Origin of the sequence: Mycoplana azooxidifex, assembly GCF_014196765.1 — a bacterium.
Taxonomy (GTDB): Bacteria; Pseudomonadota; Alphaproteobacteria; order Rhizobiales; family Rhizobiaceae; genus Mycoplana; species Mycoplana azooxidifex.
This window is the reverse complement of the sequence record NZ_JACIEE010000003.1, coordinates 209,582-228,795: the sequence shown is the minus strand read 5'-3', so window position 1 is coordinate 228,795 and position 19,214 is coordinate 209,582. Positions and strand designations below refer to the sequence as shown.

The window sequence follows — 19,214 nt, the reverse complement described above, 5'->3', positions numbered from 1 at the left end:
GCCTCAGAAATCGAGGTCCGCATAGTGCGAGACCGGGGTGACGCCACGCACGCGCTCCGCCAGCAGCGGCCGGAACGCGGGACGCGACTTGATGCGCTGGTACCAGTCCTTCGCCTGCGGCGCGTCCTGCCAGTTGATCTCGCCGAGATAGTCCAGCACCGAGATGGAGGCCGCAGCCGCGAGGTCCGCATAGCTCAGCCGGTCGCCGGCGAGATAGGTGCGCGAGCCCGCAAGCCAGGAGAGATACTTCATGTGCTGGCGGATGTTGGCGCGCGAATTGCGCAGGATCTTGCTGTCCGGCGGCCCGCCGCCCTGGTCCGGCGTCATCTGCAGCTTGAAGATGCGCTCGCGCACCAGTGGCCGCGTGACGTCCTGCTCCATCTTCTGCAGGAACCACTCGACGAGGCGGCGGATCTCCGCCCGCTGGAACGGGTCCTCGGCCAGAAGCCGCCGGTCGCGCTTCAGGACGCCATGGGTCTCGTCGACATATTCGGAAATGACGCTCGCCCCGCAGAGCGCCCGCATGCTGTCGTCGACATAGACGGGCAGGGTGCCGGCCGGGTTCAGCGCCAGGAAGTCGCGCCGGTTCTCCCAGGGCTGCTCCTCGGCAAGGTCGGTCTGGTAGCCGTACTCGCTCAGGATCAGCCGGACGAAGCGCGAGGCGGAGGACATCGGGTGATGGTAAAGGGTCGACATTGAGGCGCTTTTTTCTTCAAGTGATTGTCGGAGGAAGTGGATCGGCCGCCGGCCGGAACTGCGGATTGCGCTTTTCACGACTCCTGACACAAAGCTATAGGAAGATGGCAAGGCAAAAACAAGCGAATCGGTTCGTGATGTTCCCTCCCAACATCACCTCTTCAAGGATTTTCAATGGCCGACCAGTCGATCGTCAGCGCCCTCGTACTCGGATTGATCGAGGGCTTGACCGAGTTCATACCCGTGTCCTCCACGGCCCATGTCCTGCTCGCCGGACACTTTCTTGGCTTCAAGTCTCCCGGCAACACCTTTGCCGTCCTCATCCAGCTCGGCGCCATCCTGGCCATCCTTGCCGTCTATGCCGGCAAGCTGATCCATATCGCGACGGCGCTGCCGGACAGTGCGAAGGCGCGGCGCTTCGTGCTCTGCGTGCTGCTTGCCTTCCTGCCGGCCGCCGTCATCGGCGTGTTCGCGCATGATTTCATCAAGACCGTGCTGTTCGAGACGCCGCAATTGATCTGCATCGTCCTCATCGTCGGCGGCGTCTTGCTCTATGCGATCGATCGCCTGTCGCTGACGCCGCGCTACACGGACGTGATGGACTATCCGCCGTCGCTGGCCTTCAAGATCGGTCTCTTCCAGTGCCTGGCGATGATCCCGGGAACTTCGCGCTCGGGCGCGACGATCGCAGGCGCCCTGCTGATGGGCACCGACAAGCGTTCGGCGGCCGAGTTTTCGTTCTTCCTCGCCATGCCGACCATGCTCGGCGCCTTCACGCTCGATCTCTACAAGAACCGCGCCGCGCTCAGCCTCGACGACGGCATGATCATCGGCGTCGGTTTCATAGCCGCGTTCTTCTCCGCGCTTCTGGTCGTCCGCTCGCTTCTGGACTTCGTCTCCCGCCGCGGCTTCGCCCCCTTTGCCGCTTGGCGAATCGTCATCGGCGTCGCGGGCCTGATCGGGCTGGCGATCTGGGGATGAGGCGCTTCGTCGCCATGCCGGGGCCGTGGGGCTTCGGGACTATAGACGGGGGCCGGGCGGAAACGTCCGGTCCTTCCGTTTTGGAGGTGTCTCAGCGACCGATCGACGAGGTCGTGCAGGGGTCGACGCCATAGGCCGGCGCGCATCCGTGCTTGCCTGCGGCGACCGTCGACGGGGCCACGAAGGAGCCCGCCAGGATCACCAGAGCCGCGCAGCCGAAGAAGAGTGCAATTGCCTTGCCCATTTCGAAGAGGTCCCTGAGGAGAAGTCTGCGCCGGTCAGCCGTTGCGGCCCTGTCGCGCGAGGCGGTGTGTATGTGCCGCCCTGAAAAACATCAATAACCCGACATGCTGAATCCCGCGTAAATGGCGCGCTGATTTTTTCACTGCGGCACAACTGCAACGCTCCGCATCGTGGGCGTGCGTCAACGCCCGTGGCCGGTCCCAAAGGAGGTGGAGCGACGAATCGAAAGCATGCTGCAGAGGCGGCGTCATCGGGCGGTCCGGCCGCTCGATCGCGTCTTGTCCGGCAACGAGAAACGCCCGGCGCCCAAGCGTCGGGCAGGCGGGAGATGGAGTCTGTCCGCTCAGTCCTTGCCGCGGGTGAACTGGCCCTGCGGCCGGTAGCGCACGAGGTAGGACGGCAGGATCGCTTCGGCGAGCGCAGGCGTAATCCCGAGCGCCTGGATCGTGCGGCCTTCCTTCTTGGCCTCGTCGGAGACGACGTTGTCCGAACGCAGCAGCGTGACCTGGTCCGGCGTCAGCGGCGGATCGACGAAGGGAACGAGCGAGGCGAACGAGCCGATCAGGGAGGCGATGGCGAAGGGCAGGGGCACCAGCGCCCGCTTGCGGTCGATCACGTCCAGCATCAACTCGAGACACTGGCGGAAGGACAGGATTTCCGGCCCACCGAGTTCGTAGGTCGCGCCCTTTTCCGCCCGGCCGTCGACGGCGCGGGCCACGGCTTCCGCCACGTCGGTCACGTAGACCGGCTGGAACTTGGTATGCCCGCCGCCGACCAGCGGCAGTGCCGGGGAAAAGCGCGACATGCTGGCGAACTTGTTGAAGAAGCCGTCCTCCGGCCCGAAGATGATCGAGGGACGCAGGATCACCGCCTCGGGCAGGACCTGGCGGATGCCGGCCTCGCCGCGACCCTTGGAGCGGGCATAGTCGGAGGCCGAATTCACGTCGGCGCCGATCGCCGAAACATGCGTCAGCGAGGCGCCACGGGCGCGTGCCGCCTCTGCGACGGCGCGGGCGCCGAAATCCTGCACCGCGTCGAAGCGATTGCGGCCCTTCTCGAACAGGATGCCGACGCAGTTGACCACGTGGTCTGCATCATGGACTGCGCGGTCGATGCTGTCGCGGTAGCGCAGGTTCGCCTGGACGAAGGAAATCTGGCCCAGACCGCCGATCGGCTGCAGGAAACCCGCCAGGTCCGGCCGCCGCACGGCGACCCGGATGCGGTATCCGCGCTTCGCCAGTGCCCTTACCACATGTCGGCCGACGAAACCCGAGCCACCGAACACGGTGACCTGTGGCGGAAGGTTGGAGAGGGTCATGCGGGATGCTCCTGGAAAAGGCGAGGTGGGTGAGGCCTACATAGCCGAAAGAACCGGGGAGGTGAAGGCTTGTCTGCACGCAACCCGTCGCACCGGTGAGGGTCTCCCGAAGGCCGGTTTCAGGCGCCCTCGACCACGACCATCTCCGCGTCCGCGACCTCCTGCCGGATGGCCGCGGCGATCTGGTATTCCGGCGAATTGTAGCAGTCGATCGCCGCCTGCAGCGACGGGAACTCGATGACGACGTTGCGGGCGCGGACCGTGCCTTCCAGCTTCTGGAACGCACCGCCGCGGGCGAGAAAGACAGCACCGTACTTCTCGAAGGCCGGCTTCGCCGCTGTCACATAATCCTTGTAGCGCTCGGCATCACGAACGTCGACGCGAGCGATCCAGTATCCCTTGGCCATGGTATCCTCCTCCGTTTCGGGTTTAAGCCTTGCGCGCGCCGGCCATCTCGGCAAGGATCGCTTCTGCGGCAGCACGCGGGTCGTCCGCCTTGACGATCGGTCGTGCCACGACGAGATGGCTCGATCCTGCCTTCAGCGCCTCCGCCGGCGTCATCACCCGCTTCTGGTCGCCCTTGTCGGCGCCCGCCGGCCGGATGCCGGGCGTCACGATCGCCATGTCCGCTCCGACGATGCCGCGCACGGCGGCTGCCTCCTCGGCCGAGCAGACGATGCCGCCCATGCCGGCGGCGCGCGCCTGTTCCGCCCGGCGCAGCACCAGCCTGTGCGGGTCGGTTTCGTAACCGGCTTCGATCAGGTCTTCTGCGTCCATCGAGGTCAGCACGGTGACCCCGAGCAGGCAAAGACCGGAGCCCCTGGCCGCCTCCACCGCCGCCCGCATCGCCTTCGGATAGGCGTGCAGCGTCAGCATCGACATCCCCATCCTGGCGATGTTCTCGACGCCCTTCGCCACCGTGTTGTCGATGTCGAGCAGCTTCATGTCGAGGAAGACCTTTTTGCCTTCCTGCGCCAGGTCGCGGGCGAACTCCAGCCCGCCGGCAAAGACCAACTGGTAGCCGATCTTGTAGAAGAGCACGCTGTCGCCGAGCGCGCGGACCTTCTCCTCGGCCTCAGTCACCGTCGGCACGTCCAGTCCGACGATCAGACGCTCGCGCGCTTCCATGCTCAGATCCCCCGCCACGATTCCATCGCCGTCCAGTCGCATGTGACGGTGCGATCTTCAAGCCGGAAGGCGAAAAGATTGCCGCCGCTCCCGGGCTGGTCGTGGCTGCGCGCGATCGGCAGTCCCTCCAGGTGGCATTTGAACAGCGTCCCAACCCCGCCATGTCCAACGAAGGCGATCGGTTGCGTCGCGTCGTGCGCTTTCAGGATGGCGTCGACCTGCGTGACGATCCGTGCCTGGGCGTCGACCGCCCGCTCCCAGCCGCGAAAGCTCTCCGTCGGATGGGCGAAGAACCAATCGGCCGCGTCCTGGAAACGGTCGGGCGGGAGGAAACCGGTGGCGCTGCGATCGTTCTCGCCCATGCCGTCGACGGTCTCGACCGTAACCCCGGCGGCACGCGCAAGGATGTCTGCGGTCTCGACCGCCTTCACTTCGTCGCTGGAGACGATGCGCCGCAGCGAGCGGACCCAGGCCGATTGCGCCGCCTGCTCCGCGCGCTGGCGCCCGATGTCAGAAAGTCCCCATTGGGGAACCGGCACGTCCGGTTCGATCCGGACCTGCGGATGGGTGATGTAGAGAGCAAACATCGCGGCAGCTCTAATTCGTCTTGCGATAGACCCAGAGCTGCGCCGGCGGAATGTTGCGCACGACGAAGTCGAGATGGCTGATCTGGTATCGGTCGGGCATCGCGGTCACCGGCGACACCGGCCCGTAGGAGATCTGCACGACCGGACGACCGGCCGGGATGCGCCGCAGGAGATCCTCGATCAGCGCCACGCGGCGGTGCATCGGGAAGTTCAGGAGCGGAACCGCCGAGATGACGCTGTCGAACTGGACGTCCTTCAGCGGGCCGAGCGTATTGTCGAGATCGAAGGCGTCGCCATTGATGAATTTCACGCCCTCGAAGCGCTCGACGAGATGGTTGTAGAAGTCGGTGGAGAACTCGATCGAGACGATCTTGTCCGGCGCCATGCCCGCCTCGAGGATCGCCTTGGTGATGGCGCCCGTGCCTGGGCCGAGCTCGAGGACGGGACGGTGCGAACGCGGATCGATCACACTTGCCATCCGGCGCGCCGCCACCGAGGAGGTCGGAATGATGGAGCCGACCGCGCGCGTGTTGCTGATCCAGCCCTTGAAGAAGCGGATCTCCTCGTCAAATTTCTTGCCGAGCCGTTCCTTCACCTTCACACGCAAACTCATGTCGTCCCCCGGTGTGGCCGTCAAGGAAATCGATCCGGCGCCCGTGTGGACCGGATCCCCTGAACCGTGTCTATTCCATGGCACACTATGTGTCGCCGTTTGCGTCAAAAACAAGTCTGTTCGCGCCGGATCAACAGCTTGTAGCCAAAAAGAAAAACGGCGGACCATCCGGCCCGCCGCTTCGATTTCACAACTGGTCACATATGCTAGACGCGCATCGGCATCAGCACGTAGAGCGCGTCGTCGCCGGCAAGGTCGCGCACCAGCGTCGGCGAACCGGGATCGGCCAGCATGAACACGGCCTCTTCGCCGGTGAGTTGCGACGTGATGTCGAGCAGGTACTTCGCGTTGAAGCCGATCTCCAGCGGGTCGCTCTCGTAGCCGACCGGCAGTTCCTCGGTGGCGCTGCCGGAATCGGGATTGTTGACCGTCAACGTCATCTGGCCCTCGCTCAGGGCCAGCTTCACCGCGCGACCGCGCTCGGAAGAAATGGTGGAGACGCGGTCGACCGCCTGGGCGAAGGACTGGCAGTCGATCTTCAGCTCCTTGTCGTTGCCCGCGGGGATGACGCGCTGGTAATCGGGGAAGGTGCCGTCGATCAGCTTCGAGGTCAGCACCACCGAACCGATGGTGAAGCGGATCTTCGCATCCGACACTTCCACGGTGACGACGAGGTCGGGATTGTCGACCAGCTTCTGCAATTCGCCCACGGTCTTGCGCGGGACGATGATGCCGGGCATGCCCTCCGAGCCCGAAGGCGCCTCCACGTCGGCGCGCGCCAGCCGGTGGCCATCGGTCGCGACCGCGCGCAGCTTCAGCTTGCCGTCACTTTCGATCGTGTGGACGAAGATGCCGTTCAGGTAGTAGCGCGTCTCCTCCGTCGAGATCGCGAACTGCGTGCGGTCGATCAGCATCTTCAGTTCCGTCGCCTTGAGGCGGAAGGTATGGCTGAAGCTGCCGGCGGTGAGATCCGGGAAGTCGGACTGCGGCAGGCACTGCAGCGAGAACTTCGAGCGTCCGGAAGTAACCGTCATGGCGCCGCCGTCCGGCGTGTTGGCCAGAAGCACCTCGGAGCCGTCCGGAAGCTTCCGCACGATGTCGTAGAGCAGGTGGGCAGGAACCGTCGTCGCACCGGCTTGCTCCACCTGGGCCGGCGTCGCCTCGGTGATTTCAAGGTCCAGGTCGGTCGCCTTCATTTCCAGGCTGCCCGCGTCCGCGCGCAGCAGCACGTTCGAAAGGATCGGGATCGTGTTGCGCCGCTCGACCACGCGATGAACGTGGTTCAGCGACTTCAGGAGGTTGGACCGTTCGATGGTGATGCGCATGGGAGTATCGCTTTCGACCGCTCTGCCCGCCGGCTGGGCCGGCGCGGCGTCTTCTTGTTTGCCGGCTGGCGCCGGAAGGATGTGGACGGGCAAATTGGCAGATTTAGCCTCCAAAATGCAAGAGGCTTGGCGATCGTTACAGGGGATACAGCGGCACGCAGGCGCCCCCGCGCCCTTGCGGCCCGTCTTCGCCTCGACCATAAGGAGACGGAGGCCGCCCCGACATCTGGAGGCGCTAGCAGGAATGTAAGCCCGCAATGCAGGAACAGCCGCAAAGGGAGGCAGCACCGCCTGCCCGCCACTACCGCGTCCACGGCACGCTCGTAGCCGCGCGCCCGCTCGAGCCTGCGCTCTATCTCGTCGCGACCCCGATCGGCAATCTGGGCGACATCACCCTGCGTGCGCTGGAAACGCTCGCCGGCGCCGACGTGCTCGCCTGCGAGGATACCCGCGTCACCCGCGTGCTGCTCGACCGCTATGGCATCGCCACCCGTCCCTATGCCTATCACGAGCACAATGCCGACGAGGTCGGCCCGAAGCTCGTCGCGGCGCTCGACGAGGGCAGGTCCGTGGCGCTCGTCTCCGACGCCGGCACGCCGCTCGTTTCCGATCCCGGCTATCGCCTCGGCCAGCTCGCGCTCGCAGCCGGCCACAAGGTCGTGCCGATCCCCGGCGCCTCGGCGCCGCTGGCAGCGCTCGTCGGCTCCGGCCTGCCGAACGACGCCTTCCTCTTCGCAGGCTTTCTGCCGACGAGGGACAAGGCCAGGCGCGACCGCCTGGGCGAACTCTCCATGGTGCCGGCGACGCTCGTCTTCTTCGAATCCCCGCATCGCATCGGCGCCACGCTTGCCGCCGCAGCCGACGTGCTGGGCGCCGATCGCCCCGCCGCCGTCTGCCGCGAGCTCACCAAGACCTTCGAGGAGTTCCGCCGCGGCTCCCTCGCCGGGCTCGCCGCCCACTACGAGGAAAACCCGCAGGTCAAGGGCGAGATCGTCCTGGTCGTCGGCCCCCCGGCCGAACCGCCGCCACCGCCGGCAGCTGATGTCGATGCGCTTCTGTCGGCGCTGATGCGCGACATGCCCGCCGGCAAGGCTGCGACGGAGGCAGCCCGCCAGACCGGCATGCCCCGGCGCGAGCTCTACCAGCGCCTGCTCGAGCTGAAGGCGGGCGATGGCGACTGAGGCGGAAAAAAAGCTTCGCCGCCGGGCCTTCCGTCGCGGTCACCGCGCCGAGCTCGCAGCCGCCCTCTACCTGTTCGCCAAGGGCTACCGCATTCTCGCGATCCGCTACCGCACCAGGGCCGGCGAGATCGATATCATTGCCCGCAAGGGCGATCTCATCGCCTGTGTGGAGGTCAAGGCGCGGGCGAGCGAGGAGGGGGCGGTCTTCGCCGTGACCGGATCGGCCCAGCATCGCATCCGCGCGGCAAGCGACGTCTGGCTGGCCCGCCAGCCGGATGCCCATCTCCTCTCTGTCCGCTACGACATCGTCGCCGTCCTCCCCTGGCGCCTGCCGCGACACCTGCCGGACGCGTTCTGATCGCGCAAAAGGGAAAGCGAAACGAACGTCATGTGAATTGTAATCGTGCTGCCATGAAACTGTTACGCGCCCGTCATGGTGGCGCAATAGGCACCACTCCACCGATGTAACCGGTGGAGAGGATCCTTCCATGATCAAGCAGTTTTCCTTCGCAGCAGTCTCGCTTGCACTGACCGCGACCTCGTCGCTCGCCGCGACCAATATCTCCTGGTGGCACGGCATGGCCGGCCGTAACGGCGAGGTCATCAACGAGGTGGCCCAGAAGTTCAATGCCTCGCAGACGGCCTGCGCGCTGACGCCGGTCTCCAAGGGCACCTATGAGGAGGCGCTTGCCTCCGGCATCGCCGCCTTCCGTTCCGGCGAGCAGCCGAACATCCTGCAGGTCTTCGACGCGGGTGCGGCCACCATCATCAACGCCAAGGGCGCCGTCGTCCCCGCCGAGGACCTGATCAAGGAAGCCGGCTACGACTTCGACCGCAACGCCTTCATCGAGGGCGTGCGCTACTTCTACGCCGACAGCGACGGCAAGTTCGTCGGCATGCCGTTCAACTCGTCCGCGCCGATCATGTACATCAACGACGAGGCGCTGAAGAAGGCCGGCGTCGCAGCACCCAAGACCTGGGAAGAATTCGAGGCGGCTGCCCCGAAGCTGAAGGAGGCGGGCTTCATCCCGCTCGTCCAGTCGCAGCTGACCTGGGAATTCACGGAAAACTTCTTCTCGCGCAACAACATCCAGTTCGCCACCAACAACAACGGCTACGACAGCGTCACCGACACCACGCTGAAGGTCACCGACCCGAACCTCGTCATGATGTTCGAAAAGCTGAAATCGTGGGCTGACGAGGGCTACTTCGCCTACTACGGCGCCGGCTGGAACGACAATCAGAAGCCGTTCGAGGAAAACAAGGTCGCGCTGTGGATCGGCTCGTCGGGCTCTTTCGGTGGCCTCCAGAAGACCGCGCAGATGCCGTTCTCGGCAGACTTCCTGCCCTACTGGGGTTCGATCGCCGGCGCCGGCACCAACTCCTTCATCGGCGGCGCGGCCCTGTTTGCCATGTCCGGCAAGCCGGCCGAGGAAAACAAGTGCGTGGCCGATTTCTTCCAGTTCCTGACCTCGCCGGAAATCCAGAAGTTCTACCATCAGGCAACCGGCTACGTCGCGATCACCACCGCGGCCTACGAACTGACCAAGTCCGAGGACTACTATGAGAAGACCCCGGCCGCCGAAGTCGGCATCAAGCAACTGATGCTGCCGTCCGGCGAATGGTCGAAGGGCTATCGTCTCGGCTTCTACCCGCAGATCCGCGAGATCATGGAGCGCGAATACGGCCGCATCTTCTCCGGCGAGACCACCGTCAAGGACGCCTTCGACACCATCGAGCGCGAAGGCAACGAGCTGCTCGCCCGCTTCGCCAAGACGACTGGCTGAGGTTGCAGGGCTGCCGGCTGGCAGCCTCTTCTCCCCTCGGGGAGAAGGTGGCCCGAAGGGTCGGATGAGGGGGTGGCGAAGCCCCCTCATCGCCTCGCTACGCTCGGCACTTCTCCCCGAGGGGAGAAGAGGGCATCTGCCGCGCCCGCCGCCGTGCACACCTTCCTGACCAAGGTTCGACAATGAAGCGCGTCCAGTTCTCCTCGCCGCTGCTGCCTTACCTGTTCCTGGCGCCGCAGCTGGCGGTCATCGTCATCTTCTTCTACTGGCCGTCCGTGCGGGCGATCCAGTCCTCTTTCTATCTGGAGGACCCCTTCGGCTTCGGCTCGACCTTCGTCGGCTTCGACAACTACATCGGCACGCTGCGCAATCCCGAATATCTCGCCATCGCCCGCTTCACGGCGATCTTCACCGCGCTCGTCACCTTCTTCTCGCTGGCGCTCGGGCTGCTGCTGGCGGTCAAGGCCGACGCGGTGATCCGCGGCAACGCCGCCTACAAGACGCTGCTGATCTCGGTCTATGCCATCGCCCCGCCGGTCGCGGGCCTGATCGGCATGATGTTCTTCGACCAGCACATCGGCCCCTTCGTCAAGATCGCCGCCTTCTTCGGCTGGGAGATGAAGGTGGGCCTCAGCTATTTCGACACTGCGTTTGCGATGATCACGGTCGCCGTCTGGAAGCAGATCCCGTACAACTTCATCTTCTTCCTGTCCGGCCTGCAGGGGCTGCCCGCGTCGGTGCGCGAGGCCGCCGCCATCGACTGCCGATCCGGCATCAAGCGCTTCTGGACCGTCATCTTCCCGCTGCTGGCGCCGACTGCCTTCTTCCTGCTGATCATCAACGTCACCTACGCGCTCTTCGACACCTTCGGCGTCATCGACGTGATGGTGAAGGACAAGGCGGCCAACAACCCGATCACGCTGGTCTACAAGGTCTACATGGACGGCTTCCGCGGCAACGATATCGGCGGCTCGTCGGCCCAGTCGGTGATCCTGATGCTCGTCGTCTTCGTGCTCACCGTGCTGCAGTTCCGCTTCATCGAGCGGCGCATCCACTACACTTGAGGCGCCCCATGTACCGAACCCGCATCCTCGACCATCTCGTCCTCGTCCTCGGCGCCCTGTTCCTGACACTGCCGGTGGTCGTCGCGCTGATGACTTCCACCCACGAAGCGGCCACCATTCACTCCAAGGGGCTGATGCTCTCCCCGGGTGGTCATTTCGTCGAGACCTACGAGACGGTGCTGACGCGTCAGGGCGGCTTCACCGGCCAGGTCACGGGCGCACGGATGATGATGAACTCGTTCATTCTCGGCATCGGCTTCGCGCTCGGCAAGATCACGCTCTCGATGCTGGCCGCCTATGCGATCGTCTACTTCCGCTTCCGTTTTGCCACGCTCGCCTTCTGGGTGATCTTCACCACGCTGCTCCTACCGCTCGAAGTGCGCATCATGCCGTCCTACGAGGTGATGAGCGGGCTCGGCCTCATCAACACCTATACCGGCCTGATCGTGCCGCTGCTGGCGTCCGCCACCGGAACCTTCTATTTCCGCCAGTTCTTCAAGTCGGTGCCGGAGGAGCTTCTGGAGGCCGCCCGCATCGATGGCGCCGGGCCGTTCAAGTTCTTCATCGACGTGCTGGTGCCGTTGTCGAAGACGATGGCTGCGGCGATCTTCATCATCATGTTCGTCTATGGCTGGAACCAGTATCTCTGGCCGATGCTGATGACCACGGACGAGCGCTTCTTCACCCTGATGCGCGGCATCAAGCAGATTCTCCAGGTCTGGATCGGCTCGCAGATCCCCGACTACAACGAGGCCTTCGCCCTGGCCGTCCTCGCCATGCTCCCGCCGGTCCTCATCGTCGTGGTCTTCCAGAGCTGGTTCATCAAGGGCCTCACAGAGAGCGACAAGTAAGGAAACGTCGATGGCAACGATCGAGATCGACAAGGTATCGAAGATCTATCACGGCGGCGTGCCGGCCGTCAGCGAGGTCGACATTGCGATTGACGACGGCGAGTTCATCGTCCTCGTAGGTCCGTCCGGCTGCGGCAAGTCGACCCTCCTGCGCATGGTGGCGGGGCTCGAGACGATCTCGAGCGGCACGGTCAGGATCGGCGGCCGCGTCGTCAACGACGTCGAGCCAGCCGACCGCGACATCGCCATGGTGTTCCAGAACTACGCGCTCTATCCGCACATGACCGTGCGCGAAAACCTCGCCTACGGCCTGAAGAACCGCCGCACGCCGAAGCCCGAGATCGAGACGCGCGTGGCGGAAGCCGCCCGCATGCTGGAGCTCGGACCATATCTCGACCGCAAGCCGCGCGCCCTTTCCGGCGGCCAGCGCCAGCGCGTCGCCATGGGCCGCGCCATCGTCCGCCAGCCGTCGGCCTTCCTGTTCGACGAACCGCTTTCCAATCTCGACGCCAAGCTGCGCGTCTCCATGCGCGGCGAGATCAAGCGGCTGCAGCGCCGCGTCGGCACTACTTCGCTCTATGTCACCCACGACCAGCTCGAGGCGATGACGCTGGCCGACCGGCTCGTCGTCCTGAACGGCGGCCGTATCGAGCAGGTCGGCCGCCCCCTCGACGTCTACCACGCGCCGGCCTCCACCTTCGTCGCAAGCTTTATCGGTTCGCCCGCGATGAACCTCGTCCAGGGTGAACTGCACGGCAGCAGGTTGGCGATCGGCCCGGCGCTGATCGACTTAGGCCAGGCGGTACCGACGCAGGGACCCGTCACCGTCGGCTTCCGCGCCGAGGACCTGCAGGTCGCCGCAATTGCGACCTCCGGCAACGCCTCGATCGGTGAGGGCATCCTGCCGCTCCGCGTCGACTACGTCGAGGAACTGGGCTCGCAGCGCCTCGTCCATGGTGTGGTGGGCGACCAGGCAGTCACGGTTGCGCTCTCCTCCGACGCGCCGCTTTCGGGCGAGATGCCGGTCGCGATTGCGATCGGCCGGCTGCATTTCTTCGATGCCGGGACCGGTCGCCGGCTTGCCTGGTCGGGCAGCGAGCCGCATCGCACGGCGACCGCCGCCGGGCGACTGGAGAATGTCCGATGATCCGCGCCACCGTTCCGGCACTTGCACCCGCCCCCGCCGAAGTCCGTGCCGAAGTAGCCACACTGCCGCGCACGATCGCCGCCCATGACGAGAAGATGGACAGGCTGTCGTTCATGAACGCGATCGAGACGGGCGGGGTTGCCACCGCGTCCGGCCCGCTGGCCTTCCCCTTCGACGTTGCGGCCTGGAACCTGGAGCGCTGCCTGTTTCCCGAAGAGACCGCCGGCATGCTGCAGCGGTCACAGGCACCGGTCGTGCTCGTCTCCGAGATGGATGACGGCATGGCCCGCACCGGCCAGCGCAAAACCACCGCCGACCTCGCCGGCCTTCTCGGCATGACATATGCCTACGGCGTCGAGTTCCTGGAACTCGGCCTCGGCTCGGCCACAGAGCGCGAATTCTGCAAGGACGACTTCAACCTTCACGGCTTCCACGGCAATGGCCTTATGGCAGCCATCCCGCTTGCGCAGCCCTTCATGCTGCGCCTCGAAGGCGAAAGGCTCTGGTTCATCGACGGCGGCGACCAGCCGCGGCTCGGCGAACGCATGGCGATCGGTGCGGTGATCGAGACGGAAGCCGGCCCCTTTGCCGCAGTCTCCGTTCATCTCGAAAGCGCCACTACCGCTGCCTATCGCGAGCGCCAGTTGGTCGGCCTCATCGATGCGCTCGACGAGGCCTTCCCCGGCCTGCCCCTCCTGATCGGCGGCGACTTGAACACCGGCAACCACGCCGGCGGCGATTTCGAGGCGGAGGGCCTGTTCCGGCAGGCGGCCGCGCGTGGCTTTGCCCGTCACGGCGGTCCGCTCACGCAGATGACTACGCGCCCGAGCCTGATCACCCGCTGGCCGGAGCGGGCGATGAAGCTCGACTGGTTCCTCGCCAGCGGCCTTGTCGTCGGCGAGACCCGCATCGTCCCCTCGCTCGACGAGACCGGACGCCCTCTCTCCGACCACGACCTGATCGTCTGCTGCATCGAGGGGTTCGAATAGACCTGCCCGGAAAGAGACACGATCGCTAGAATTTTAACGTCCGCATGAACCCGCCTCGAACCTTCTTCGTCTATGTGATCGGGGACGACGGAGAGGGGACTTCGATGGTTCTGAAACTGATGCTTGCCAGCGCGATCGGCATGGCGGTGCGGACGATCCCGGCAAAGGCATTGCCGCAGCGGCCGCTGATCGCCGCCTCCATGGACGAGTTGGAAATGGCCGATGCGCCGATCGAGCCGTCCTGGATCCTCGAAGGAACACCGCGCGCGCGCCTCGCCCTTCACTCGCGCGGACACGACGACCAGTCGACCACCGCGATCTGGGACTGCACGGCCGGCACCTTCCGTTGGTATTTCGGCTGGGACGAGACGGTGATGATCCTGGAGGGGGAGGTGCATGTCGTCACCGAGGACGGCACCGAGCGCACGCTGCGCGCCGGCGATATCGCCTATTTCGCCGGCAAGACCTGGGCCACCTGGCGCATTGACAGCTACGTCCGCAAGATCGCCTTCTGCCGCAAGCAGTTCCCGGCCCCGGTGGCGATGCTCCTCAAGGTTCGCGATATGATGCGGGCGGGCGGTGCCCGCGGCGGCCTGACCGCCTGATCCTTCGGACATGAAGGCGCTCTTTGACGGGCTGTGCAGGCGCGCCGCCCGTTGCCTTTGCCGGGCGACGGTCCTAAATGGGACCGGCAATCCGTGAGGAACTATCCATGGCAAAGATCAAGAACGTTGCGGTCCAGATGGACCATGTGTCCACCGTCAACATCGCAGGCGATTCCACCTTCGCCATGAGCCTCGAGGCCCAGGCCCGCGGCTACAATCTCTTCCACTATACGCCCGACAGGCTCAGCCTGCGCGACGGCACGGTCTTTGCGACGGTCGAGCCGATGACGCTGCGCGAGGTGAAGGGCGATCACTACGAGCTTGGCGCGCCAGAGCGGATCGACCTGTCGACGATGGACGTGGTGCTGCTGCGCCAGGATCCACCCTTCGACATGGCCTACATCACCTCCACCCACATGCTGGAGCGCATCCACCCGAAGACGCTGGTGGTCAACGACCCGGCCTGGGTGCGCAACTCGCCGGAGAAGATCTTCGTCACCGAATTCGCCGACCTGATGCCGGAGACGCTGATCACCCGCGATCCGGGCGAGATCCGCCGCTTCCGCGACGAGATGGGCGACATCATCCTCAAGCCGCTCTACGGCAACGGCGGCGCCGGCGTCTTCCACTCCACTCGCGACGACCGCAACCTGTCCTCGCTGCTCGAGATGTTCGGCCAGATGTTCCGCGAACCCTTCATCGCGCAGGCCTACCTGCCCGACGTGCGCAAAGGCGACAAGCGCATCATCCTCGTCGACGGCGAGCCGGTCGGCGCGATCAACCGCGTTCCCGCCGAGCACGACAGCCGCTCCAACATGCATGCCGGCGGCCGCCCAGAACCCACCGAGCTGACGAAGCGCGAGGAGGAGATCTGCGCGCGCATCGGCCCGGCGCTGAAGGAGCGCGGCTTCCTGCTCGTCGGCATCGACGTCATCGGCGACTACATGACCGAGATCAACGTCACCTCGCCGACCGGCATTCGCGAAGTGAAGAAATTCGGCGGCGCCGACATCGCAAGCCTGTTGTGGGATGCGATCGAGAAGAAGCGCTAGCCGCAAGGAGGCGCCAGACGCGCCAGCGCCGTCATGCCCAGTCACGTCGCGGATGCGGCTATTTCTGGCAGCTCACGCAGCGGAAGGTCGAGCGTCCACCCTGGACGATGCGGTTGACGGTGCCGCGGCAGCCGGGCGTGCGGCAGGCCTCCCCCTCGCGGTCGTAGACCGAAAACGAATGCTGGAAATAGCCGAGCGAGCCGTCGGCGCGGATATGGTCGCGCAGCGTCGATCCGCCGGCCTCGATCGCATCCGCGATCACCGCGCGGATCGCCTCCGTCAGTGTCAGCAGTTCGCGCCGCGGCTTGCCCGCCGCCGTCACCAGCGTCCCCGCCGCCCGTTCGGGCGAAAGATGGGCCCGCCACAGCGCCTCGCAGACATAGATGTTGCCGAGCCCGGCGATGGTCTTCTGGTCGAGCAGGGCCGCCTTCAGCGGCTGGCTACGGCCGCGAAGCCTTGCCGCCAAATAGGCGGCGTCGAGCGTGTTGCCCGTCGGTTCCGCGCCGAGGTCGCGCAGGTAAGGGTGCTCGGAAAGCCCCTCGCGGCGGGCGAGGTCCATGAAGCCGAACCGGCGCGGATCGTTGTAGATGACGCGCTGTGGCCCGTCGGCGGTGTCGAGGTGGAGTACGACATGGTCATGCCGCTCGTCCTTGCCGCGCGGCATGTGGAAATCGCCGGGCACGGCCTCTTCCTGCGGTCCCGCGACGCGGAAGGAGCCGGACATGCCGAGATGGGCGATGACCACGTCGCCGCCGTCGAGATCGATCAGCAGATACTTCGCCCGCCGCCCGAGCGAGATCACCCTGCGCCCGGCCAGCGCGTCCGCGAAACCGGCAGGGAAGGGAAAGCGCAGGTCCGGCCGGCGCAGCTCCGCACGCGCGATCACCGCGCCCTCCATCACCGGCGCCAGCCCGCGCTTGACCGTCTCCACTTCCGGCAATTCCGGCATCGCAAGCTCCTGAAGCGATTTAACCCTGCGACGCATTTGCCGCCGCTTCGCAATTCCCTATCGCCGATCTTTATCCTATATACCAGCCCGACGATGCCGCGGGACGACCGGCCCGGCGGAGCGCAACAGTGGAGACGGACATGAGCGATCGGGAACGCACCTCGGCGGATGGCGGCATGGAAACCTCCTACGGCTTCCGGCAGGTGGCTGAGGGCGAGAAGCAGGCGCTCGTCAACGATGTCTTCCACAAGGTGGCCAAGCGCTACGACATCATGAACGACATCATGTCCGCAGGCCTTCACCGCGCCTGGAAGGATGCGATGATCGCAGCGCTCAACCCGCGCAAGGAGGCGTCCTACCGCACGCTCGACGTCGCCGGCGGCACGGGCGACATCGCCTTCCGGATCGTCGAGGCGTCCGATCGCCTCGCCCATGCCACCGTGCTCGACATCAACGGCTCGATGCTCGCCGTCGGCGCCGACCGCGCCGCGAAGAAGGGGATTGCGGCCAATCTCGATTTCGTCGAGGCGAACGCCGAGGAACTGCCGTTCGAGAACAATTCCTTCGACGCCTACACGATCGCCTTCGGCATCCGCAACGTGCCGCGCATCGATGTGGCGCTGTCTGAGGCCTATCGCGTGTTGAAGCGCGGCGGCCGGCTGCTCGTCCTCGAATTCTCAGAAGTCGAGGTGCCGCTGCTCGACCGCGTTTATGACGCCTGGTCGTTCAAGGCGATCCCGCAGTTCGGCAAGATGGTGACCGGCGAGGCCGAGCCCTACCAGTACCTGGTCGAATCCATCCGCAAGTTCCCCAACCAGGCCGACTTCGCCGAGATGATCCGCGCAGCCGGCTTCTCCCGCGTCAGCTTCACCAACTATACCGGCGGTATCGCAGCGCTGCATTCCGGCTGGAAGCTCTGACGCATGCCGCAGTCCGCTGACAGGCCCCCGGTCGCCCGAACGAAGACGTGCCCCACGGCATGCTGCGCCGCACAGGCCGCCGGCGGTTCCGCAGATCTCGCCGGATATGAAGCGCACAGCCGTTCGCGTGGTGGCGCCGCATGACCAATCCCACGGCCTATTTCCGCCTTGCCCGCGTCGGCTGGGTGCTCGTGCGCGAAGGCGTCGTCACGGAACTGCCGTTGCAGGAGCTTCCGGCCTCCGCCCGCTTCCTCGCGCGCGTCGTCGGCCTGTTCGCCCGCCGTCGCAAGCCCGGCGAGGGCCGCAGCGCCCGCCTCGCCCACGCGATCGAACGGCTCGGCCCGTCCTACGTCAAGATGGGCCAGTTCCTCGCCACCCGGCCCGACGTGGTCGGCGTTGCGATTGCCGAAGACCTCTCCGCTCTGCAGGACCGCATGGCGACCTTTCCGATGGCGGAGGCGAAAGCCACCGTCGAGGGCTCGCTCGGCCGCCCGGTCAGCGATCTTTATGTAAGCTTTGACGAACCGATCGCGGCCGCCTCCATCGCCCAGGTCCATCCCGCCGTCGTCCGCGACAAGGACGGCGAGCGCCGCGTCGCCGTCAAGGTGATCCGGCCCGGCGTGCGCCAGCGCTTCGTCCACGACCTGCAGGCGATGTATGCTGCCTCGCACCTGCAGGAGCGCTTCCTGCCGCACACCCGCCGGCTGAAGCCGGTCGAGGTCACGCGCACGCTGGAGCAGACCACCAAGGTCGAGATGGACCTGCGGCTCGAGGCGGCCGCCCTGTCCGAGCTCGGCGAGAACACCGCGGGCGATCCCGGCTTTCGCGTGCCGAAGGTCGACTGGGAGCGCACTGGCCGCGACGTCGTCACCATGGAGTGGATCGACGGCGTCAAAATGTCGGACATCGAGGGCCTGCGCGCAGCCGGCCACGACCTCAACGCGCTCGCCGACAGCCTGATCCAGTCCTTCCTGCGCCATACGCTGCGCGACGGCTTCTTCCATGCCGACATGCACCAGGGCAATCTCTTCGTCGATCCGGAAGGACACATCGTCGCCGTCGACATGGGCATCGTCGGACGGCTCGGGCGCAAGGAGCGCCGCTTCCTGGCGGAGATCCTGTTCGGCTTCATCACCCGCGACTACGTGCGTGTGGCGAACGTCCATTTCGAGGCCGGCTACGTGCCCTCGCACCACGACGTCGCCAGCTTCGCCCAGGCGATCCGCGCCATCGGCGAGCCGATCCACGGGCAGCCGGCCGAGACGATCTCCATGGCCAAGCTTCTCACGCTCCTGTTCGAGGTCACCGAACTGTTCGACATGGAGACGCGGACCGAGCTCGTGATGCTGCAGAAGACCATGGTCGTGGTCGAGGGCGTGGCGCGCACGCTGAACCCGCGCTTCAACATGTGGAAGGCTTCCGAGCCCGTGGTCGGCGGCTGGATCCGCGACAATCTCGGGCCGAAGCGCATCCTCGCCGACCTGCGCGACGGGGCGCACGCCGCGCTGCGCCTGGCCGAGGCTGCCCCCGAGATCGCGGCAAAGGCCGAGAAACTCTCCCTCGACCTTAGCGCCATGGCGGACAAGGGCTTCCGTTTCGACGAGGCCACCGCCGAAGCGATCGGCAAATCCGAGGCCCGCCACGGCCGCGCCGGCCGTGTCGCGCTGTGGGTGATCGCGGCGACGCTCGTCTATATCGCCTGGGTGGTCAGTTGATACCACGGCCGGCCGGCCTACGTTTCGTTAATCATGCCGGTTCGTCGAATGTTAACGCCTTGC

General features: G+C 65.8%; 21 protein-coding genes. 12 read left to right on the top strand and 9 right to left on the bottom strand.

Annotated elements, in window-relative coordinates; translation table 11 throughout:
• Nucleotides 1–3: 3 nt before the first annotated feature.
• A complete protein-coding gene (locus GGQ64_RS07615) occupies nt 4–696 on the bottom strand; it encodes a glutathione S-transferase family protein (protein ID WP_183801597.1) in 693 nt (230 codons plus the stop codon).
• A gap of 174 nt (nt 697–870) precedes the next feature.
• Here GGQ64_RS07615 and GGQ64_RS07610 point away from each other — a divergent pair, with 174 nt between their 5' ends.
• Nucleotides 871–1,677 carry an undecaprenyl-diphosphate phosphatase gene (locus tag GGQ64_RS07610; protein WP_183801594.1) on the top strand — a complete coding sequence of 269 codons (807 nt, stop codon included), beginning with the start codon at nt 871–873 and terminating at the stop codon, nt 1,675–1,677.
• 91 nt (nt 1,678–1,768) lie between these two features.
• On the opposite strand, the gene GGQ64_RS07605 is transcribed toward GGQ64_RS07610, so the two are convergent.
• The 7 genes from GGQ64_RS07605 to dnaN form a co-directional block, all read right to left on the bottom strand.
• Complete coding sequence (locus tag GGQ64_RS07605; RefSeq protein WP_183801590.1) at nt 1,769–1,921, bottom strand: metallophosphoesterase family protein; 153 nt, start codon at nt 1,919–1,921, stop codon at nt 1,769–1,771.
• Between the two features lie 342 nt (nt 1,922–2,263).
• On the bottom strand, nt 2,264–3,238 hold the full coding sequence (locus GGQ64_RS07600) for a complex I NDUFA9 subunit family protein (protein ID WP_183801587.1): 975 nt from the start codon (nt 3,236–3,238) through the stop codon (nt 2,264–2,266).
• 119 nt (nt 3,239–3,357) lie between these two features.
• Nucleotides 3,358–3,645, bottom strand: coding sequence for a DUF1330 domain-containing protein (locus GGQ64_RS07595; RefSeq protein WP_183801584.1), 288 nt, complete (start codon nt 3,643–3,645; stop codon nt 3,358–3,360).
• A gap of 22 nt (nt 3,646–3,667) precedes the next feature.
• Nucleotides 3,668–4,366: an orotidine-5'-phosphate decarboxylase gene (pyrF, locus tag GGQ64_RS07590; RefSeq protein ID WP_183801581.1), complete on the bottom strand. Its 699-nt coding sequence runs from the start codon at nt 4,364–4,366 to the stop codon at nt 3,668–3,670.
• A 2-nt stretch (nt 4,367–4,368) separates the two neighbouring features.
• Nucleotides 4,369–4,953 carry a histidine phosphatase family protein gene (locus GGQ64_RS07585; protein ID WP_183801577.1) on the bottom strand — a complete coding sequence of 195 codons (585 nt, stop codon included), beginning with the start codon at nt 4,951–4,953 and terminating at the stop codon, nt 4,369–4,371.
• A gap of 10 nt (nt 4,954–4,963) precedes the next feature.
• Nucleotides 4,964–5,566, bottom strand: coding sequence for a phospholipid N-methyltransferase PmtA (gene pmtA / locus GGQ64_RS07580; protein WP_183801574.1), 603 nt, complete (start codon nt 5,564–5,566; stop codon nt 4,964–4,966).
• A gap of 206 nt (nt 5,567–5,772) precedes the next feature.
• Complete coding sequence (gene dnaN / locus GGQ64_RS07575; RefSeq protein WP_183801570.1) at nt 5,773–6,891, bottom strand: DNA polymerase III subunit beta; 1,119 nt, start codon at nt 6,889–6,891, stop codon at nt 5,773–5,775.
• A gap of 257 nt (nt 6,892–7,148) precedes the next feature.
• Between dnaN and rsmI the strand changes: the two genes are divergently transcribed.
• The 9 genes from rsmI to gshB all read left to right on the top strand — a co-directional run bounded on the left by rsmI (nt 7,149) and on the right by gshB (nt 15,567).
• Entirely contained in the window at nt 7,149–8,072 is a 924-nt protein-coding gene (gene rsmI / locus GGQ64_RS07570) for a 16S rRNA (cytidine(1402)-2'-O)-methyltransferase (protein WP_183801567.1), read from the top strand.
• Entirely contained in the window at nt 8,062–8,430 is a 369-nt protein-coding gene (locus GGQ64_RS07565; RefSeq protein ID WP_183801565.1) for a YraN family protein, read from the top strand. The genes rsmI and GGQ64_RS07565 overlap by 11 nt, the downstream gene beginning before the upstream one ends.
• A 130-nt stretch (nt 8,431–8,560) precedes the next feature.
• Nucleotides 8,561–9,859 carry an extracellular solute-binding protein gene (locus GGQ64_RS07560; RefSeq protein WP_183801562.1) on the top strand — a complete coding sequence of 433 codons (1,299 nt, stop codon included), beginning with the start codon at nt 8,561–8,563 and terminating at the stop codon, nt 9,857–9,859.
• A 182-nt stretch (nt 9,860–10,041) separates the two neighbouring features.
• Nucleotides 10,042–10,923, top strand: coding sequence for an ABC transporter permease subunit (locus GGQ64_RS07555; RefSeq protein WP_183801559.1), 882 nt, complete (start codon nt 10,042–10,044; stop codon nt 10,921–10,923).
• An 8-nt stretch (nt 10,924–10,931) separates the two neighbouring features.
• Nucleotides 10,932–11,774 (top strand): sn-glycerol-3-phosphate ABC transporter permease UgpE, encoded by an 843-nt coding sequence (gene ugpE, locus GGQ64_RS07550; protein WP_183801556.1) that lies wholly within the window; start codon nt 10,932–10,934, stop codon nt 11,772–11,774.
• 10 nt (nt 11,775–11,784) lie between these two features.
• The gene (ugpC, locus tag GGQ64_RS07545; RefSeq protein WP_183801553.1) at nt 11,785–12,921 is read left to right on the top strand and encodes a sn-glycerol-3-phosphate ABC transporter ATP-binding protein UgpC; all 1,137 of its coding nucleotides are present in this window, start codon (nt 11,785–11,787) and stop codon (nt 12,919–12,921) included.
• Complete coding sequence (locus GGQ64_RS07540) at nt 12,918–13,910, top strand: endonuclease/exonuclease/phosphatase family protein (RefSeq protein WP_183801549.1); 993 nt, start codon at nt 12,918–12,920, stop codon at nt 13,908–13,910. Before ugpC ends, GGQ64_RS07540 begins: the two co-directional genes overlap by 4 nt.
• A 104-nt stretch (nt 13,911–14,014) precedes the next feature.
• Entirely contained in the window at nt 14,015–14,515 is a 501-nt protein-coding gene (locus GGQ64_RS07535) for a cupin domain-containing protein (RefSeq protein WP_183802583.1), read from the top strand.
• A 107-nt stretch (nt 14,516–14,622) separates the two neighbouring features.
• A complete protein-coding gene (gshB, locus tag GGQ64_RS07530) occupies nt 14,623–15,567 on the top strand; it encodes a glutathione synthase (protein WP_183801546.1) in 945 nt (314 codons plus the stop codon).
• A gap of 58 nt (nt 15,568–15,625) precedes the next feature.
• Here gshB and mutM read toward each other — a convergent pair whose 3' ends face one another.
• Entirely contained in the window at nt 15,626–16,516 is an 891-nt protein-coding gene (gene mutM / locus GGQ64_RS07525) for a bifunctional DNA-formamidopyrimidine glycosylase/DNA-(apurinic or apyrimidinic site) lyase (RefSeq protein WP_183801542.1), read from the bottom strand.
• A gap of 140 nt (nt 16,517–16,656) precedes the next feature.
• Between mutM and ubiE the strand changes: the two genes are divergently transcribed.
• Nucleotides 16,657–17,436: a bifunctional demethylmenaquinone methyltransferase/2-methoxy-6-polyprenyl-1,4-benzoquinol methylase UbiE gene (gene ubiE / locus GGQ64_RS07520; RefSeq protein WP_183801539.1), complete on the top strand. Its 780-nt coding sequence runs from the start codon at nt 16,657–16,659 to the stop codon at nt 17,434–17,436.
• A 140-nt stretch (nt 17,437–17,576) separates the two neighbouring features.
• Nucleotides 17,577–19,151 (top strand): 2-polyprenylphenol 6-hydroxylase, encoded by a 1,575-nt coding sequence (gene ubiB, locus GGQ64_RS07515; protein ID WP_183801536.1) that lies wholly within the window; start codon nt 17,577–17,579, stop codon nt 19,149–19,151.
• Nucleotides 19,152–19,214 lie beyond the last annotated feature (63 nt).

Excerpts from the sequence above, each read along its gene's own strand:
- GGQ64_RS07595 (WP_183801584.1), bottom strand. The coding sequence starts at position 3,645 with ATGGCCAAGGGATACTGGATCGCTCGCGTCGACGTTCGTGATGCCGAG.
- GGQ64_RS07560 (WP_183801562.1), top strand. The coding sequence starts at position 8,561 with ATGATCAAGCAGTTTTCCTTCGCAGCAGTCTCGCTTGCACTGACCGCG.
- GGQ64_RS07535 (WP_183802583.1), top strand. The coding sequence starts at position 14,015 with ATGGTTCTGAAACTGATGCTTGCCAGCGCGATCGGCATGGCGGTGCGG.
- GGQ64_RS07585 (WP_183801577.1), bottom strand. The coding sequence starts at position 4,953 with ATGTTTGCTCTCTACATCACCCATCCGCAGGTCCGGATCGAACCGGAC.
- ubiE (WP_183801539.1), top strand. The coding sequence starts at position 16,657 with ATGAGCGATCGGGAACGCACCTCGGCGGATGGCGGCATGGAAACCTCC.
- GGQ64_RS07600 (WP_183801587.1), bottom strand. The coding sequence starts at position 3,238 with ATGACCCTCTCCAACCTTCCGCCACAGGTCACCGTGTTCGGTGGCTCG.
- GGQ64_RS07610 (WP_183801594.1), top strand. The coding sequence starts at position 871 with ATGGCCGACCAGTCGATCGTCAGCGCCCTCGTACTCGGATTGATCGAG.
- ugpC (WP_183801553.1), top strand. The coding sequence starts at position 11,785 with ATGGCAACGATCGAGATCGACAAGGTATCGAAGATCTATCACGGCGGC.
- GGQ64_RS07555 (WP_183801559.1), top strand. The coding sequence starts at position 10,042 with ATGAAGCGCGTCCAGTTCTCCTCGCCGCTGCTGCCTTACCTGTTCCTG.
- pyrF (WP_183801581.1), bottom strand. The coding sequence starts at position 4,366 with ATGGAAGCGCGCGAGCGTCTGATCGTCGGACTGGACGTGCCGACGGTG.
- GGQ64_RS07540 (WP_183801549.1), top strand. The coding sequence starts at position 12,918 with ATGATCCGCGCCACCGTTCCGGCACTTGCACCCGCCCCCGCCGAAGTC.
- pmtA (WP_183801574.1), bottom strand. The coding sequence starts at position 5,566 with ATGAGTTTGCGTGTGAAGGTGAAGGAACGGCTCGGCAAGAAATTTGAC.
- dnaN (WP_183801570.1), bottom strand. The coding sequence starts at position 6,891 with ATGCGCATCACCATCGAACGGTCCAACCTCCTGAAGTCGCTGAACCAC.
- rsmI (WP_183801567.1), top strand. The coding sequence starts at position 7,149 with ATGCAGGAACAGCCGCAAAGGGAGGCAGCACCGCCTGCCCGCCACTAC.
- ugpE (WP_183801556.1), top strand. The coding sequence starts at position 10,932 with ATGTACCGAACCCGCATCCTCGACCATCTCGTCCTCGTCCTCGGCGCC.
- GGQ64_RS07615 (WP_183801597.1), bottom strand. The coding sequence starts at position 696 with ATGTCGACCCTTTACCATCACCCGATGTCCTCCGCCTCGCGCTTCGTC.
- ubiB (WP_183801536.1), top strand. The coding sequence starts at position 17,577 with ATGACCAATCCCACGGCCTATTTCCGCCTTGCCCGCGTCGGCTGGGTG.
- GGQ64_RS07605 (WP_183801590.1), bottom strand. The coding sequence starts at position 1,921 with ATGGGCAAGGCAATTGCACTCTTCTTCGGCTGCGCGGCTCTGGTGATC.
- GGQ64_RS07565 (WP_183801565.1), top strand. The coding sequence starts at position 8,062 with ATGGCGACTGAGGCGGAAAAAAAGCTTCGCCGCCGGGCCTTCCGTCGC.
- mutM (WP_183801542.1), bottom strand. The coding sequence starts at position 16,516 with ATGCCGGAATTGCCGGAAGTGGAGACGGTCAAGCGCGGGCTGGCGCCG.
- gshB (WP_183801546.1), top strand. The coding sequence starts at position 14,623 with ATGGCAAAGATCAAGAACGTTGCGGTCCAGATGGACCATGTGTCCACC.